14 protein-coding genes are annotated in these 15,670 nt (G+C 41.7%); 13 read left to right on the top strand and 1 reads right to left on the bottom strand.

What is annotated here, in order from left to right:
* Nucleotides 1–598 precede the first annotated feature (598 nt).
* The 13 genes from BLO53_RS04455 (at nucleotide 599) to BLO53_RS19440 (ending at nucleotide 14,326) form a co-directional block, all read left to right on the top strand.
* Entirely contained in the window at nucleotides 599–1,309 is a 711-nt protein-coding gene (locus tag BLO53_RS04455; RefSeq protein ID WP_092059294.1) for an IspD/TarI family cytidylyltransferase, read from the top strand.
* A gap of 29 nt (nucleotides 1,310–1,338) precedes the next feature.
* Nucleotides 1,339–2,421, top strand: a complete 1,083-nt coding sequence (locus tag BLO53_RS04450) for a galactitol-1-phosphate 5-dehydrogenase (protein WP_092059293.1) — start codon at nucleotides 1,339–1,341, stop codon at nucleotides 2,419–2,421.
* A 67-nt stretch (nucleotides 2,422–2,488) separates the two neighbouring features.
* On the top strand, nucleotides 2,489–3,268 hold the full coding sequence (gene rfbF / locus BLO53_RS04445; RefSeq protein WP_092059292.1) for a glucose-1-phosphate cytidylyltransferase: 780 nt from the start codon (nucleotides 2,489–2,491) through the stop codon (nucleotides 3,266–3,268).
* A gap of 4 nt (nucleotides 3,269–3,272) precedes the next feature.
* A complete protein-coding gene (locus BLO53_RS04440) occupies nucleotides 3,273–5,123 on the top strand; it encodes a thiamine pyrophosphate-binding protein (protein WP_092059291.1) in 1,851 nt (616 codons plus the stop codon).
* Between the two features lie 143 nt (nucleotides 5,124–5,266).
* On the top strand, nucleotides 5,267–5,452 hold the full coding sequence (locus BLO53_RS04435) for a hypothetical protein (protein ID WP_026488936.1): 186 nt from the start codon (nucleotides 5,267–5,269) through the stop codon (nucleotides 5,450–5,452).
* A 5-nt stretch (nucleotides 5,453–5,457) separates the two neighbouring features.
* Entirely contained in the window at nucleotides 5,458–5,928 is a 471-nt protein-coding gene (locus tag BLO53_RS04430) for a hypothetical protein (protein ID WP_207648464.1), read from the top strand.
* Nucleotides 5,929–5,933: 5 nt separating this feature from the next.
* On the top strand, nucleotides 5,934–6,716 hold the full coding sequence (locus BLO53_RS04425; RefSeq protein WP_207648463.1) for an alpha/beta hydrolase: 783 nt from the start codon (nucleotides 5,934–5,936) through the stop codon (nucleotides 6,714–6,716).
* Between the two features lie 111 nt (nucleotides 6,717–6,827).
* The gene (locus BLO53_RS04420) at nucleotides 6,828–8,417 is read left to right on the top strand and encodes a glycoside hydrolase family 28 protein (RefSeq protein WP_092059331.1); all 1,590 of its coding nucleotides are present in this window, start codon (nucleotides 6,828–6,830) and stop codon (nucleotides 8,415–8,417) included.
* Nucleotides 8,418–9,145: 728 nt separating this feature from the next.
* A complete protein-coding gene (locus BLO53_RS04415; RefSeq protein ID WP_143003205.1) occupies nucleotides 9,146–10,714 on the top strand; it encodes a hypothetical protein in 1,569 nt (522 codons plus the stop codon).
* Nucleotides 10,715–10,757: 43 nt separating this feature from the next.
* A complete protein-coding gene (locus BLO53_RS04410; protein WP_242875297.1) occupies nucleotides 10,758–11,372 on the top strand; it encodes a ribonuclease domain-containing protein in 615 nt (204 codons plus the stop codon).
* 80 nt (nucleotides 11,373–11,452) lie between these two features.
* Nucleotides 11,453–11,728 carry a barstar family protein gene (locus BLO53_RS04405; RefSeq protein ID WP_207648462.1) on the top strand — a complete coding sequence of 92 codons (276 nt, stop codon included), beginning with the start codon at nucleotides 11,453–11,455 and terminating at the stop codon, nucleotides 11,726–11,728.
* 93 nt (nucleotides 11,729–11,821) lie between these two features.
* Nucleotides 11,822–12,916 (top strand): S66 family peptidase, encoded by a 1,095-nt coding sequence (locus BLO53_RS04400; protein WP_092059287.1) that lies wholly within the window; start codon nucleotides 11,822–11,824, stop codon nucleotides 12,914–12,916.
* Between the two features lie 42 nt (nucleotides 12,917–12,958).
* Nucleotides 12,959–14,326 (top strand): ribosomal protein bL12, encoded by a 1,368-nt coding sequence (locus BLO53_RS19440; protein ID WP_207648461.1) that lies wholly within the window; start codon nucleotides 12,959–12,961, stop codon nucleotides 14,324–14,326.
* A gap of 78 nt (nucleotides 14,327–14,404) precedes the next feature.
* Here BLO53_RS19440 and BLO53_RS04390 read toward each other — a convergent pair whose 3' ends face one another.
* Nucleotides 14,405–15,553, bottom strand: coding sequence for a glycoside hydrolase family 88/105 protein (locus BLO53_RS04390; protein WP_092059286.1), 1,149 nt, complete (start codon nucleotides 15,551–15,553; stop codon nucleotides 14,405–14,407).
* Nucleotides 15,554–15,670 lie beyond the last annotated feature (117 nt).

Raw genomic sequence — 15,670 nt, 5'->3', positions numbered from 1 at the left:
AAGTGCCAGATATGCATCACTGAACCTCGGGAGAATGATGCAAAAATAGCAAAGTAAGAAAGCTTGCATGACAGTGGATTAAGAAAGTCATGCAAGAAAAGGAGAAGTGCCAGATATGCATCACTTGACGTTAGTAGAATGATGCAATAATAACAAAATAAGAAAGCTTGCATGACAGTGGATCAAGAAAGTCATGCAAGAAAAAGAAAAGTGCTGGGCATGCATCACTGAACCTCACTACTACAAGACCATACACGCATAACTAAATTATGTTCTACTTCACATGTTCTTAGATACAATCCGGTTTATCGATATACACGCATCACCAGTTAAATCAAGTTTAGGCGTGTTTTAGCGCATTTTAAGAAACCTTAATAGAGGAAACAGGCAAGAGTAACGAGCGACTCTTTGTTCTTGTGCACAATATATCGTATAATTATATATGATGATATGGATGTAGAAAGTCAAAATGCATACATGCCCTAAGGTTAAGCATTTTGACTTTAAGACCCGAACAAATATGAGGAATAAGCAATTCATATATCATCATATGATAGCATGAATACACTAGCGCATCACACAGTAGAAAGGCGGCTCTATGAATATAGCTATTATTCTTGCAGGTGGCACAGGGACAAGGGTTGGAGGAGATATTCCCAAGCAGTTTGTGGAATTATCAGGACAAATGATGATCATGCATAGCATGAAGGCATTTGCAGAATCTGAGTATGTAAGTAACATCCAAATTGTAGCTGATGAAGCCTTTAGGGAATTTATAGAAGATGCCATGTTTGAAGGTGGAGATAATCCTATAAGCGAGAAGTTCCTTGGCTTTTCTGACCCGGGAGAAAACAGACAGATGTCGATTTATAATGCTCTTGTAGATATTGGAAAGACGCTAGGAGAGAGCTCAATTGACGGAGTCATTATCCACGATGCTGCAAGACCCTTTGTAAGTCTGGAAACAGTAAATGAGTGTCTTCTTGCCTTGGATGAGCATGATGGGGCCATGCCGGTGCTTCCTATGAACGATACTGTGTACTTTAGTAGAAGTGGCGTGCAGGTGGAGGAACTATTAAACCGCAATAATATATATGCCGGCCAGGCGCCAGAAGCATTCCTTTATGCCAAGTATCTTAAGGCCAATAAAGACCTTTTGCCAGATAAGATACTCCTGATCAAAGGTTCTACAGAACCGGCTATAATGGCTGGAATGGACGTGGCAATGATCCCTGGAGATCAGAGAAACTTTAAGGTTACAACAGCCGAGGATCTTGCAAGAGCAAGACAGCTGATAGATGCTACATAGCAAAAGACCTGCATTTTGAGAGGACAATAATGAAAGCACAAGTGCTGTATGGTATAGGAAATATAAAACTTACAAATGTTGATGAGCCTGTTCCCAGGAAGGGCGAGGCTCTTGTCAGAGTTATGTGCTGCGGCATCTGTGGCTCTGATATTCCAAGGATATATAAGTCGGGAGCTCACAATATGCCTATTATTCCGGGCCATGAGTTTTCAGGTGTTGTGGAAAAGTGCAAAGATAAGCCAGCCCTGGTAGGTAAAAGAGTTGGCGTATTCCCACTGATTCCATGCAGGGAGTGTTCTCAGTGCAGGGCGGGACATTACGAGATGTGCGAAAACTATGATTACCTGGGATCAAGGAGCGATGGCGGATTTGCTGAGTATGTGGCAGTTCCTATATGGAATCTGGTACCGCTTCCTGATGATGTTTCATTTATTGAAGCTGCTATGCTGGAACCAATGAGTGTTGCGGTACACTCAATAAAAAGATCCGGATTACTAGACAAGAAAGGAAAGGCTCTTTCTGACTGCAGAGAGAGGAATATTGTCATCTGCGGATTGGGGACGATAGGTCTTTTGACCTGCAGGTTCCTTCTTGATGCGGGATATGAAAAGGTATATGTAATAGGCAATAAGGACATTCAGAAGGAAAAATTCATATTAATGGGCGGAAAGCCGGAAGATTTCTGTGATGTAAGGTACAAGGATCCAATAGCATTTGTAATGAGTGCAAGTAACAATAGAGGTGCTGACAATTATTTTGAATGCGTAGGCAGACCTGAAAATATAGAGCAGGCGATAAAGTGCACTGCACCACTAGGAACACTGATGCTTGTTGGAAATCCTGCTTCTGACATGGAACTTAAAAAGGACACTTACTGGAAAATACTTCGCAAACAGATGACACTCCTTGGCACCTGGAATTCCTCCTATGAGGGAAGAGGTGGCAGAAAGAAAAAAACAGATGACTGGCAATATGTTATAGACCATTTATCCAAACTAAAGGCAGATAGCCTTGTCACTCATGTATTTGACCTTGAACACATGTCCAAAGGACTAGATATTATGAAACGAAAATCTGAAGATTATGTGAAGATTATGGTCAAAATGGTTTAATGATAATAAAAATGTGCTAAAATACACCTTGTTGTTTTTGTAAGTTTTTTTTGAAGGGATTTTTAAAATGAAAGTAGTAATTTTAGCAGGTGGTTTTGGAACCAGAATCAGTGAAGAGAGCCATTTAAGGCCCAAGCCAATGATCGAGATCGGAGGCAAGCCTATCTTGTGGCACATTATGAAGGAGTATTCCCTCTACGGATTTAATGAATTCATTATCTGCGCTGGTTACAAGCAGGAGGTGATCAAGGAGTATTTTGCAAATTATTATCTCCACAACTGTGATGTTACTTTTGATTTCGCCAATAGCGGTCAGATAGAATTTCACTCACAGAAGGCTGAGCCCTGGAAGGTTACAGTAGTTGACACAGGTTATAGCACAATGACAGGTGGACGTATCAAGAGAATCAGGGAGCACGTTGGAAATGAAGCCTTTTTCATGACCTATGGTGATGGCGTTTGCGATATAGATATGAATGATCTTCTTGCTTTCCACAAGGAACATGGCAAGATAGCTACTGTTACAGCTATTCTGGCTGGACAGAGATTTGGTGTATTTGACATAGACAGAAATGACAAGTCAATAGTAAGAGACTTCAGAGAAAAGGCCAGCATTGATGGAGCCAGAATAAATGGCGGTTACATGGTTCTCGAGCCAGGAGTATTCGACTACATAGAGGGCGATGAGACCTTCTTTGAAAAAGAACCTATGCATAACCTTGTTAAGGACGGCCAGATGGCAGCTTATGAATACAATGGATTCTGGAAGTGCATGGATACTGCCCGTGAAAGAGATGAGCTTTCAAGCCTTATAGAGACAGGCCGAGCTCCATGGATCAAGTGGTGATGATATGAAAGTTTCAGATTATATTGTAGATTTTTTGAGTAAAAAAGGTGTCACCGACTGCTTTATGGTTGTGGGCGGTGGCGCTATGTTTTTGGATAATTCCTTTGGACACGCCCAAAAGATAAAGTGCACTCACTTTCATCATGAGCAGGGCGCAGCTATTGCGGCGGAGAGTTATTCAAGATATGAGAATAAGGTTGCAGCGCTATGTGTAACATCAGGCCCTGGTGGAACTAACGCCATTACAGGTGTTCTTGGCGGATGGCTTGATTCACTTCCAATGTTTGTGGTCAGCGGACAGGTTCGCTATGATACAACAGTCAGATATTGGAAAAAATATATGGAGTCCCAGGGATGTGACAGAGATTACCCTGATCTTAGATCACTTGGAGATCAGGAGTACGATATTACCAAAATGACCAGCCCTATGTGCAAATATGCCGTAATGCTGGAAGACCCTGCGGATATCCGGTATCACCTGGAAAAAGCCTGGTTTCTTATGAGTAATGGGAGACCTGGTCCTGTGTGGATTGATGTACCTGTTAATTTCCAGAATACAGATGTGGACGTGGATTCACTTAGAGGCTATGATCCAGAAGCTGAGGGTGACATGGCTCTTTTGCCACCTGCATTTACAGCTGAAAAGGCCAGAGAAATAATTGATGCCGTCAGAAACGCCAAGAGGCCTGTTATCTACGCAGGAGGCGGAGTAAGAGTATCCGGCGGATTTGATGCTTTTAGAGTAATGGTAGATAAACTTGGAGTTCCAGTTTGTACCTATTGGAATTCTATAGATCTTATAGAGGATGATAATCCGTTATATTGCGGAAGAGGCGGCAATATGGGTGACAGGGCCGGTAATTTTGCTGTGCAGAATGCAGACCTTGTGCTGGTTATTGGAAGCCGTCTGTCCATAAGGCAGGTTGGATATACATGGAAGACCTGGGCGAGAGCAGCAAGAGTCATAATGGTTGATATTGACAGAGCTGAGATGGACAAGCATACGCTTCATGTGGACACCAGGATTTGGGCAGATGCCAGGGACTTCTGTCAGGTTATGGCAAAAGAAATCCCGGATGGTGAAACTGTATTTGGAGGCGAGGACTGGAGAGCGCAGTGCCGCAGCTGGAAAGAAAAATATCCGGTTGTTTCCAGGGCTCAGAGAGAAACAGGAGACAAGGAAGTTAATGTTTACGGCTTTGTGCGTGCTTTGTCTGAAAAACTTGGCAAGGATAGTCTATCTGCGGTCAGTAACGGCGCCTGCTGCGTTGCAGGACATCAGAGCTACTGCATAAAGGAGGGAACCAGGTTTATCATAAACAATGGTGTTGCCAGTATGGGATATGGCCTTCCTGCAGCAATTGGACTATGCATATCTGCTGGAAAAAGAGAGACCATCTGCCTTGAGGGTGATGGCAGTATCATGATGAACCTTCAGGAACTTCAGACTATTATTACTAATAAGCTTCCTGTTAAGATTTTTCTTATCAATAATGCAGGCTATCATTCTATAAGGATCACTCAGAATAATATTTTTTCTGAGTACTCCAAGGTTGGAATAGGACCAGAGAGTGGAGACTTGGCTTTTCCAAGCTTTGAAAAGATTGCGGATGCATTTGGATACAAGTATATTTCAGTAAAAAAAGGCAATGAGCTTGATAGTAAGCTAGAGCAGGCTCTTTCAGAGAATGGGCCTGTCTTTTGCGAAGTATTTACTGATACTACGCAGGTTTGGGAACCGAAGAGCAGTGCCAGAAGAAATCCTGATGGAACCCTCGATAGCCCACCTCTTGAGGATCTTGCTCCATTCCTTCCAAGAGAAGAACTTAAGGCCAATATGTATATTGATTTCTAATAATCATATATAAAGTGAAATAAAATTACAAAATTAAATCTGTATATGATTATTTGTATGATTGGTATATAGATAAAATGATGTAGATGTCAGAGGTATATTTTGCGCCTTATGATATACGAGGTAATGAAAGGGAGTAGATAATGGGAAATAAGGGGACCTTTATAATTAAGGTGGACCATTGTCAAAACGAGACCTGGCAGGGCCGCGTTATATGGGCAGATGAGAACAAGACAGATTATTTTCGGAGCACGTTAGAACTGATTCAGATGATAGATGGGGCTATCAAGAATGGGCAGATGAGTTCAAAAAGAGAAGGGACGGCTTAACGAAAATGGGTGATGCGAAACAAATGCTGTTTGCTAGAAATTTGATAAGTATTTGTGTGGATAGCAATGAAAATGCTGATTTCCAGGGAAATGTGTGGCATCAGTATTCTGATGATCCTATCAGCTTTAAGAGCGTTACCAACATGTTGACCATGGTAGATAGTCTTATGGATGAGTGGGATTTTCCACAAAAGGGTCTCGAGCAGAGAGAGTTTGTTTCAACAGAGCGTCCCAGACACCAGAGAGTCGATGTGGCTGATGAAGAACTGGTGATCGACAAGGTTCAGAAGAGACATGGAACCAGAAATATTCAAAATAAGAAAGGAAAGCTCGGAACTTTTATAGTTCAGATAGCTTTCAGACAAAACGCTACATGGCAGGGCAATGTAGTGGTAGTTGACACAAATGACAAGAAAACCTTTTCAAGTGCCATGGAACTCATTAGAATAATGAGTGATAGTTTGAAAGGGGATTGAGTAAGTTGTTTGTAAAAATATGTAAGACAATAAATAAGATATTCTTTTGGATTTTAGGGATACTTGTTTTGGGAGCCTTAGTATTTGCCATAGGGTTTAAGATCTATACAGGGGACTATTATAGGGCAGACAGTGAAGTAATATCAGAGATAGCTGGTAAGTCGAATGATCAGGTACAGGTATTCTCCGATGATGATCTGTTTGTTTTTGTTCCATCCAGGAGTGAGGTCAAGGCTGTCATAGTTTTTTATCCAGGTGGCAAGGTTGAATATCAGGCTTATAGTGGACTTATGTACGAGCTTGCAGACAGAGGCTTTTTGTGTCTCCTTCCTAGAATGCCAGAAAATCTCGCTTTTCTAAGGTCTAATGCAGCAGATATCATAAAAAACAAATATCCTGATGCAGCTAAATATGCTGGGGACCTTGACTGGTATCTGGCAGGCCATTCTCTTGGTGGTGTTGCTGCAACTACCTACCTTGGAGAACAGGAAGATGGTGAGTACAAGGGCATCATTCTGTGTGCATCCTATCCAGGAGTTGATCTTAGCCAAAAAGATGTAAGGCTTTTGTCAATTTATGGGTCAGAGGATACCGTATTAAATATGAATAACTATGATAAGAGTAGGACTTTTTGGCCATCTGAAAGTGAGGAATATGTAATAGATGGTGGAATACATTCCTATTTTGGCAGTTATGGAATACAAGAAGGCGATGGAAATCCTTCCATTACTGACCTTGAACAGATTGAAATAGCTGCGGATGTAATTTCTTCATTTATCTGTGAATGATTGTACATTTTATGTTCATGAAAGATACTTTTTGTTAGGTTTAAATATGCTATCATGTAAGGGAAAAATTACATGGTAGCATTTTTTCTTTTTATCATTTCGGAGGTATTTATGAATTTTAACGTTGTAGAAGTGTTTGCAAGGAGTGTGACAATAGAGCTTGATACAGATAAGATATTTTGTCAGGATGAGGAATACACTCTTTTTATAGATGGAGTAAAGACCCTTATGGGCACTCAGAATGTGGCTTCTGTGACAGGTCTTTTACCAGACAGAGAGTATGAGATAACTCTTGAGATTGCAGGAGAGAGGACTAGTAAGAAAGTTACAACAAGGCATGAGGCAGTCCTTCTTAACGTAAGATCTTTTGGAGCTAAGGGAGATGGAGAAACTCCAGATACTGCAGCTATTCAGGCTGCAATCTGTGCTTGTCCTGTAGATGGTACTGTTTATCTGCCTAAGGGAACTTATTATGTGACACCTCTTTTTCTTAAAAGCAATATGACTCTTTGGCTGGACGAGGGCGCAGTCCTTCTTGGAGATACTGATAGGAATCATTATCCTATTCTTCCTGGAATGACGATGACTACAGATGAAAAAGACGAGTATAATCTTGGAACCTGGGAGGGTAATCCTCTTAACTGTTATGCATCACTTATTACAGCAATTGATGCTGAAAACATCAATATTATTGGACCAGGAACACTTGATGGAAATGCGCAAAATAGCGATTGGTGGGTTAATGCCAAGGTAAAAAGAGGCGCCTGGAGACCAAATATCATGTATCTTGTAAGGTGCAAGAATGTCAGGGTGCAGAACATCAAGGTTCAGAATTCTCCATGTTGGAACATTCATCCTTACTACTGTGATGATCTTAAGTTCCTGAATTTGTATATTCAGAATCCTTCCAATTCGCCTAATACTGATGGACTTGATCCAGAGAGCTGCAAGGATGTTCTGGTGCTTGGAACAGTGATTTCTGTTGGTGATGACTGTATGGCTATAAAGAGTGGCAAGTATTATATGGCCAAGGAGCATCACAAGGTTACAGAGAATGTTACAATCCGCAACTGCAAGTTTGAAAAGGGACATGGCAGTGTGACTGTAGGTAGTGAGGCAGCAGGGGGAGTCAAGAATATCAGGGTATCTCAGTGTATCTTTGACGGAACTGACAGAGGTCTTCGTATAAAGACAAGGCGTGGCCGCGGAGAGAGATCAGTTCTTGATGATATTATTTTTGAAAATATAGATATGAATGGTGTGCACATGCCATTTACTGTTAATATGTTCTATTTCTGTGATCCTGACGGACACAGTGATTATGTACAGAATCAGGCGCCAGCTCCAGTAGATGAGATGACTCCGGTAATTGGAACTATAGCTGGCAGAAACATTAGCTGTAAGGGCGCAAGTGCCTGCGTGCTCTGCGCAGTAGGACTTCCAGAGAGGCCTATAGGACAGCTCATTTTTGAAAACATAGATGTTGAGTTTCTTCCAGAAGGCGAAAGAGTAGCAGAGAGGCCGGTTATGATGGATAATTTCGACGAGATGAGTGGCAGAAGCATCTACGCCAAAAACGTCCAGAACCTTACCCTCAGTAACGTTCACATAAAGGGCAGCGTCGACACCCAGCCCCAGCTCATCTCCGTAGAGCACACCAACCTCACAGACGTATACTACCAGCCCCTCAAAGCCCAGTAACACTCCCCAGGCGTCGCAGCTCTTTGCGATGTTCAAGAAAGTATTTTTTGGCGTAAGAGAGAGCTGAGGATTTAAGAGCCTTCCCAAAGCGCCTCAAAATCCTGTTTACGAATTACCTGTCCGAAGCTCGATCCCAGAATTTTGGATTTGGCAAGAGATCTGGTCTCACTCGCGACAAAGAAGTTCATATTTTCTTAGATGCTCCCGCAGCCTTTCTTTTAATGCGCATGCTGCAGCGTAAACTTGCAGGACAGGGAGTAAATATTACTATAGGAAATGCCATAGCCCGCGGGGCGGGCGTTAACAAAAAATGCGAAATCATATTCTTCAAGCAAGCTTGAAAGATTGATTTCGCATTTTTTAATGACGCAAGGCGTCAGATGGCATTTCCTTATATAGTCTGCTCCTGTCCTGCTTCAGACAACGCTTCGCATGCGCGGGAAAGGCTGCCTTGGGAGCATTAGAAAATGGAACGTCTTTGTAACGCTCGCGAGTACCAAATCCACCCGCCAAATAATTCTGGGACGAGCTGAGTTTAATTCGTAGGATTTTGAGGAATCTTTGGGAAGGCCTTAAACCCCAGCGAATGAACCGCCAAAAAAACTTTTTGAACGAGCAACCTTCTGCGCGCCGTCCGGGGAGTTAAATGAGGTGGTGGGGGAGTGTTTTGGGGAGGAGGGCTGTGTGATATAATCGTGTTGTATTACTGAATGGATGGAGTTGTGTGTATGAGAAGTTTGGGGAGAAGTTTATATCTTAGATTGAATCTGTTGATAATTATTGTGGGACTGGCTGTGGCTATACTTCAGGGGAATAGTGCTACGGCGGTTGTGGGAAGTACTCAGAGAGGAGTGCTGCTTCCGGCTATTTATGGGCTCTTTATAATTTGTATAGCAATTATTTATTTCCTTAAGAAAAGCGATAATCTGGGGACAGAAGGCGCATTGCTGTTTACGGTATTTCTGGGAATGCTGCTTAGGACAGGCTATGTTCTCATGTATGATATCTATACCCTGCAAAATGATGTGGGAACTTTTACAGGATTTGGGACAAGCCAGGTTAATACAGGCCACATCGGCTATGCGGAATATATTTATAAATTTATGAAACTTCCGGATATGGATCCATATGAGCTGTTTCCTTATTTTCATCCGCCAGTGCATTACATAATAGAAGCACTTTGGCTGACACTTCAGCGTATAATTGGTGTTCCGGAAGCTCTTGCTTTTGAAAATCTCCAGATACCAACACTTATATATTCTGGTCTTTGCATAGTAGTTATGGTGCATATCCTTGATGAAATGGGAATTGGAGAAAAAGGGCTTGTTGTGGGCAGTATTATTATGGCTCTGCACCCAAAGCTTATTGTTTTTGCAGGCTCAGTTAATAATGATGCACTTTCTCTTTTGATGTTACTTGTAACAATCTGGAGAGTTCTTGTCTGGATAAATGATAAGACTTACCTGAATATTATATTGGCAGCGCTTTCTCTGGGAATTGGAATGGTGGTCAAATTAAACACCATGATCACAGCCTTTTCAATTGCAGTGATATTTCTTGTAAACCTGGTAAGCGTGATCAGACATGGCAACAGGGTGGAGCTTAGGGATACCTTTTTACAGTACATCGTATTTGCTTTTGTATCGATTCCTGTAGGTTTGTCCTTTGTAGTCAGAAACATTGTTGTGTTTGATAAATTGCCAGGAATTCCTACAATGACGCCTGATTCTTCCATGTATACAGGAGGGGCTTCTTTGTGGGAGAGATTTGGAATTCCATCTTTATCCGCTCTCCATCTGGAGTTTCCATTTCATGGTGTAAATGCCAGTTGGGCCAGCAATACCTGGGTCATCATGTTTCAGACCAGGATGTTTTCCGAAAGCTTTCCAGCTTCTATAGAGCCAGGAGTTCTGGCTATAGCACAGATAGCCTATGGCGCTTCAATTGCAGCTGGAGTTATTTTGGCGATTGCCTTTGTGATAGGATGCTTGTCCAGAATCCTGATAGACCTTAGGGAAAAAGAGGAATGTATAGGAAATCTCTTTTTACTGCTGACGTTCTTATTCATTATGGGAAGCTATGCTTTATTTGTGCTTAAATATCCATACACCTGCAGCAGTGACTATAGGTATATTACTTCAGAGCTTGCATTTTTGACGATTGGCTTTGTTTGGATCATGAGAAGACGCGATAGCATAATTGGAAAAATCCTGCAGGGACTTGCCGGGGTGAGTGTTTCTGTAATGCTGATCGGAGCGATGATATTTATGCTGTTTTGCGACTTTTCTGTAATGTGAAATGTTTAGAATATGGATGTATTCAAGGGAGTAGGATTTACTTATGAAGCTTAAATTTAAAAAGACGCTTTTGTATGTTGCACTTTTGATGGCGTTGATGCTATCCCTTGTGGGATGTAGCAGGAAACCCAAGGTAGTAGAGCCTGGAACAGGCGCTGGAGCTGAAACTTCAGTTGAGGCATCGAATACAGTTTCTGGTGTTGCCAGTGCGCAAGAGCTATCGACAGTAGATAACAGTAGTGCAGTAGCAAGTGAGATTACTACTGTGGATAGTAGCATAAGTGTTGATAATGCATCAGTAGAAGATGCTCTTCCAGAGGATGGCACCTATAATTCCAAGGAGGATGTGGCTCTTTATATCCATATTTATGGTAAGCTCCCTTCTAATTTCATTACCAAGAAAGAGGCCAAGAAGCTTGGTTGGCCCGGAGGATCTTTAGAAGACTATGCTCCTGGAAAGAGTATCGGTGGTGACTATTTTGGAAACTATGAAGGTCTTTTGCCTGCTAAAGAGGGCAGGAAATACTATGAGTGTGACATAGATACTCTGGGAAAGAGCAAGCGCGGAGCAAAGCGCATTATTTATTCCAATGATGGACTTATCTTTTACACAGAGGATCATTACGAATCATTTGAGCTTCTATACGGTGAGCCGTAACATGTTTATCTGAAGCTCTCTGGCGTGGAGCCTAAGCATGGCAATTCAAAAAACAATGTAAGAATAAGAGGAAATCAGAGTTGGAAAGAGTATTTTATATAGACCTTATGGAAGTTCATAGCAAGGAGGATCTGCAGGATCTTTTGGTAAAAGAGCTGCCTCTTCCGGATTATTATGGCAGAAATCTTGATGCATTCAATGATGTTTTGAGGGAATATGGAGATGAATGGAATTTAATTTTCTATAATTCCAAATTTGCACAGTACAGGCTGGATAAGTACTTTGAAGCCTTTAGAAGGCTGTGTGAGGAGGCCTGCGAGGATATGGCAGGGCTGCAGATCAGATTTTATCCATGAAAATATATGCTATAGGTGTCACGAGTAAATTCAATACCTTGTGATAGTGCAGAGTCACTGATAAGAATGTTGCGAATCAGATAGGAGGGTAGCATGAGATATCCGGAATTTTTGAGAGAAGGCGGAACAATTGGATTTGTGGCACCATCTTTTGGGTGCACCTTTGAACCTTACATCAGCAGATTTGAAAATGCCAGGAAAAATTTTTCCAGCATGGGCTACAAATTGGATGTTGCTCCAAACTGCAGCAAGGCTGAAGGAATCGGAATCAGTAATAAACCAGAAAAGTGCGGCAGAGAGCTCACTGACTATTATAAGAGTTCTCAGAACGATGTGCTTATGTCTGTTGGTGGTGGAGAACTTATGAACGAAGTTGTTCCATTCATTGATTTTGAGGCGGTTAAGAGATTTAGTCCCAAGTGGTATATGGGTTATTCAGACAACACAAACTTTATCTTCCCATCAGTAACTATTGCGGATACAGCAGCTATCTACGCTCCCTGCGCCGGTGACTTTGGAATGGAAAAGTGGAATCCGGCAATTCAGGATGCTTTAGATCTTATTACAGGGAAAAAGCTATCTTTTTCAAACTATGATAAGTGGGAACTGGAGCTTCCAGAAGGGGCAGACGACCTTTGCAGCTACTATGTGACAGAGCCTAACAAGATGAAAGCTTATGCTCCTGATGAAAAGGCGAATAAGAGCCAGACTTTCTGCTCAGGGCCAGAGGATGTTATATCTGGAGAAGAGGTTAAAAATGAGATTTCATTTCAGGGGCGTCTTATCGGGGGATGCCTTGACTGCCTTGTAAATCTTGCAGGAACCAGATTTGATAATACCAGGGCCTTTGTGGAAAAGTATAAAGAGGATGGCTTTATCTGGTTTTTGGAAGCCTGCGATCTAAATGTTTATAGTATCAGAAGGTCGATATGGAATCTTAGAGAGGCAGGCTGGTTTGAGCATGTTAAGGGCTTTTTGATCGGTCGCCCGGGGGCCGCCTTTGGGCAGGAGATGTTTGGACTTAACCAGTACAATGCTGTTATTGATATGCTGGGACAATTTGGAGTGCCAATTTTAATGGATCTTGATATTGGCCATCATCCACCAATGATTCCTTTGGTATGTGGAAGCTACGCCAGGGTTTCCTTTAAAGATAATAATTTCAAAATATCCTATGATCTTAAATGATCATCAGATAATTAAATGTAATAAGTACAGAGGAGAAAAGTTATGAAAAACAGGGTTTGGAAGATAATGGGGGTTATCCTTGTTATCGTTATTTTTGCTGGAGGCTGGTATTGGGACATCTGTGCAGCAAATAAATTTGCTTCGGAGAGCCCAGTACAAGAAGTAAGTGCAACAGGCAGTGCATCGAATGAAAGTTTAGAGGAGGTAGAAGAAAGTACTGCAGAAGCTTCACAAAAGGATATTGCACAGGAAGAAGCGTCGAAAGAAGCATCAGCTGAAGCGTCGATAGAAGCCTCAGTAGAAGAAGTGGATGAAAAAGGTAACGAAAACGGGTTAAGAGAGATGCTCTTTTCAGATTACAAATCTGACAATGAAAAGCTCCTTGATATGTTTATCAATAATGAAGTCACTGCTATAAACCCAATGCACACTGAGAGTAAACCTTTTTATATTTCAGATATCTGCCAAGATCCGAATGATTACTTTTCCTATCATTACATTTTGGGAAGAGCAGATCTTGATAATGATGGAGAAAATGAACTTCTTATGGGTGGCCCCTATGGCGGATACTATTTTGATGCACGTGATGGCCAGGTTTTTGTAATGGCAGAAGGCGAAGGATCAGCGTCAGCTTTAGAGTACTGTTATTATGAAGGAAGAGCCTATATTCTTCATACTGATACATCTCACCAGGGGAGGCTGATCTACTGTTTTAATTCATATGATGAAAATGGCAATATTACGGAAAGCTTTAAGCTAGAAGCCTTTAGCGAGACAGATACATACGATGATGAGAATGCTACATTTTACTTCAAAGATGAGGAGATAACAGCTTGTAAATTTGAAGAGATAAAAAGCGAAATAAGGAAAAGTGATTACGAGGGAGAATATACTGACACTGAGGTTGGTGATCCTAATCTTTGCATCGCCAGAAATGGAAGGGACTACATAGTCCAGATAGGTATTTTCAGGCTTACATCCATAACTGACGGACTTGGGACTCTTACTGATGAGGGCATTGAGTTTACAGCAACTGATGCTGCTGGAAACCCTATTTCTGGTATCATTACGTTTGAGGACCATAATCCAACTGTGACCTTTACAGATTCTACCTGGTCCGGAATAGAAAATGGGGACAGCTACACATATGAGTACTATAGCTATAAACCGCAGTTTGAGAAGTTATCAAAAATGTTCAGAGATAATTATAGCGTTGTGATAAATGATGTTGGAGATAATAAGGTACGTGTCATAAAGAGCGTCCGCGAAGCCACAGGACTTGGACTTAAAGAGGCAAAAGAGCTTGTGGAGGCTGCACCATCTGAGGTGACACAGATAAGTTCACTTATAGAAGCTCAGAAACTTAGAGATGAATTGGAAACATTGGGAGCCAATGTGACAATAAAATAAAGATAATGAAAAACGCGCATATCAATGTGAAGGATCACAAAGGTATGCGCGTTATTTACATATTTAAGGCTAAATTATTTACTTATCGCTGCGGCGAAGGATTTCTGTGTAAGCAAGGATGAGTGGTGCAACACCCTTGGCTTCGTTTTCTACAACGGGCTCTGAGAAGTAGTATTCAAGAGAGCCGTCCCTGTGCTGGGCTCCGCCAAGTCCAGCTACAAGGCATATTCCACCAAGCTTTGGTGAACCATCCTCATTGCGGGATAAGTATTTTTCTGTAATGCCATCAAAAGCCTTCATGGCAACGTCTTCGAATCTCTTTGGAAGATATCCAAGTCGTACGCCCTTAAGGAGTCCGTAGGCGATAAGGGCTGTTCCAGAAGTCTCAAGGTAGTTTCTAGGGTCATCTTTTTTATCTACAACCTGGTAGAACATACCGCTTTCATCCTGGAAAGGAATAAGTGAATCAGCAAGGTTTTTTAGCATTGTCTGAAGGTATCTGTACTCGTAGTACATTGATTCATCCATTGCTTCTGCTGTGTCCACAAGAGCAACAGTAAACCAGCCAAGGGCACGGAGCCAGAAGTTAGGGCTACAGCCAGTTTCCTTGTCAGCCCAGTACATATCGCGGCTCTCATCATAGCCGTGGTAATAAAGACCTGTCTTTTCATCCTTCATAAGGGCTTCAACATTCTTGAACTGCTTGAAAGAGTCAAGACAGCCCTGCATCTTGTTGTAGCGGCGCTCATATTCCATGTAGAAAGGCTGAGCCATATACATGCCATCAAGCCATACCTGATATGGATAGATATTCTTGTGCCAGAAGTTGCCGGCGTTTGTACGAGGCATTGTATCCAGCTGCGCTCTTACAGTATCCATGGCTTTCCTGTACTTTTCTTTGCCAGTAAGATCATATAATTTGAAGAGGTTCTTGGATGGATTAATATTATCAAGGTTGTATTCTTCAGTACTATAGGTCTTGATAGAACCGTCGTCCTGAACAAACCATCCCACAAATTTATCAGCAAAATCAAGATATTTCTGATCCCCGGTCATCTCGTAAAGAGAAAGGACAGCAGTGATCATGCAGCCGTCAATATAGTTCCATTTGTTAGGCTTGCCACTAAGGACATTTTCAATGTTCCAGTAAGGGTGCTCAGCGTCAGATTTCTCAAGAAGGAAATCAACATATTCGCTCAGCATCTTGAAGGTTTCTTCTCTTGTCATAATAACTCCATTCGTGATAGTTGTTTAAACAGAAAAATTACTCAAATGTAAGTGCTTACATTTTAGCATATATCAGCATTTTTATCCAATATGAATTTTTTGAGAAGATATTTGCTA

This window comes from Butyrivibrio sp. INlla14, assembly GCF_900102515.1.
Taxonomy (GTDB): Bacteria; Bacillota; Clostridia; order Lachnospirales; family Lachnospiraceae; genus Butyrivibrio.
Note: the sequence above shows the minus strand (reverse complement) of the source record. Positions and strands in the feature narration are given on the sequence as shown.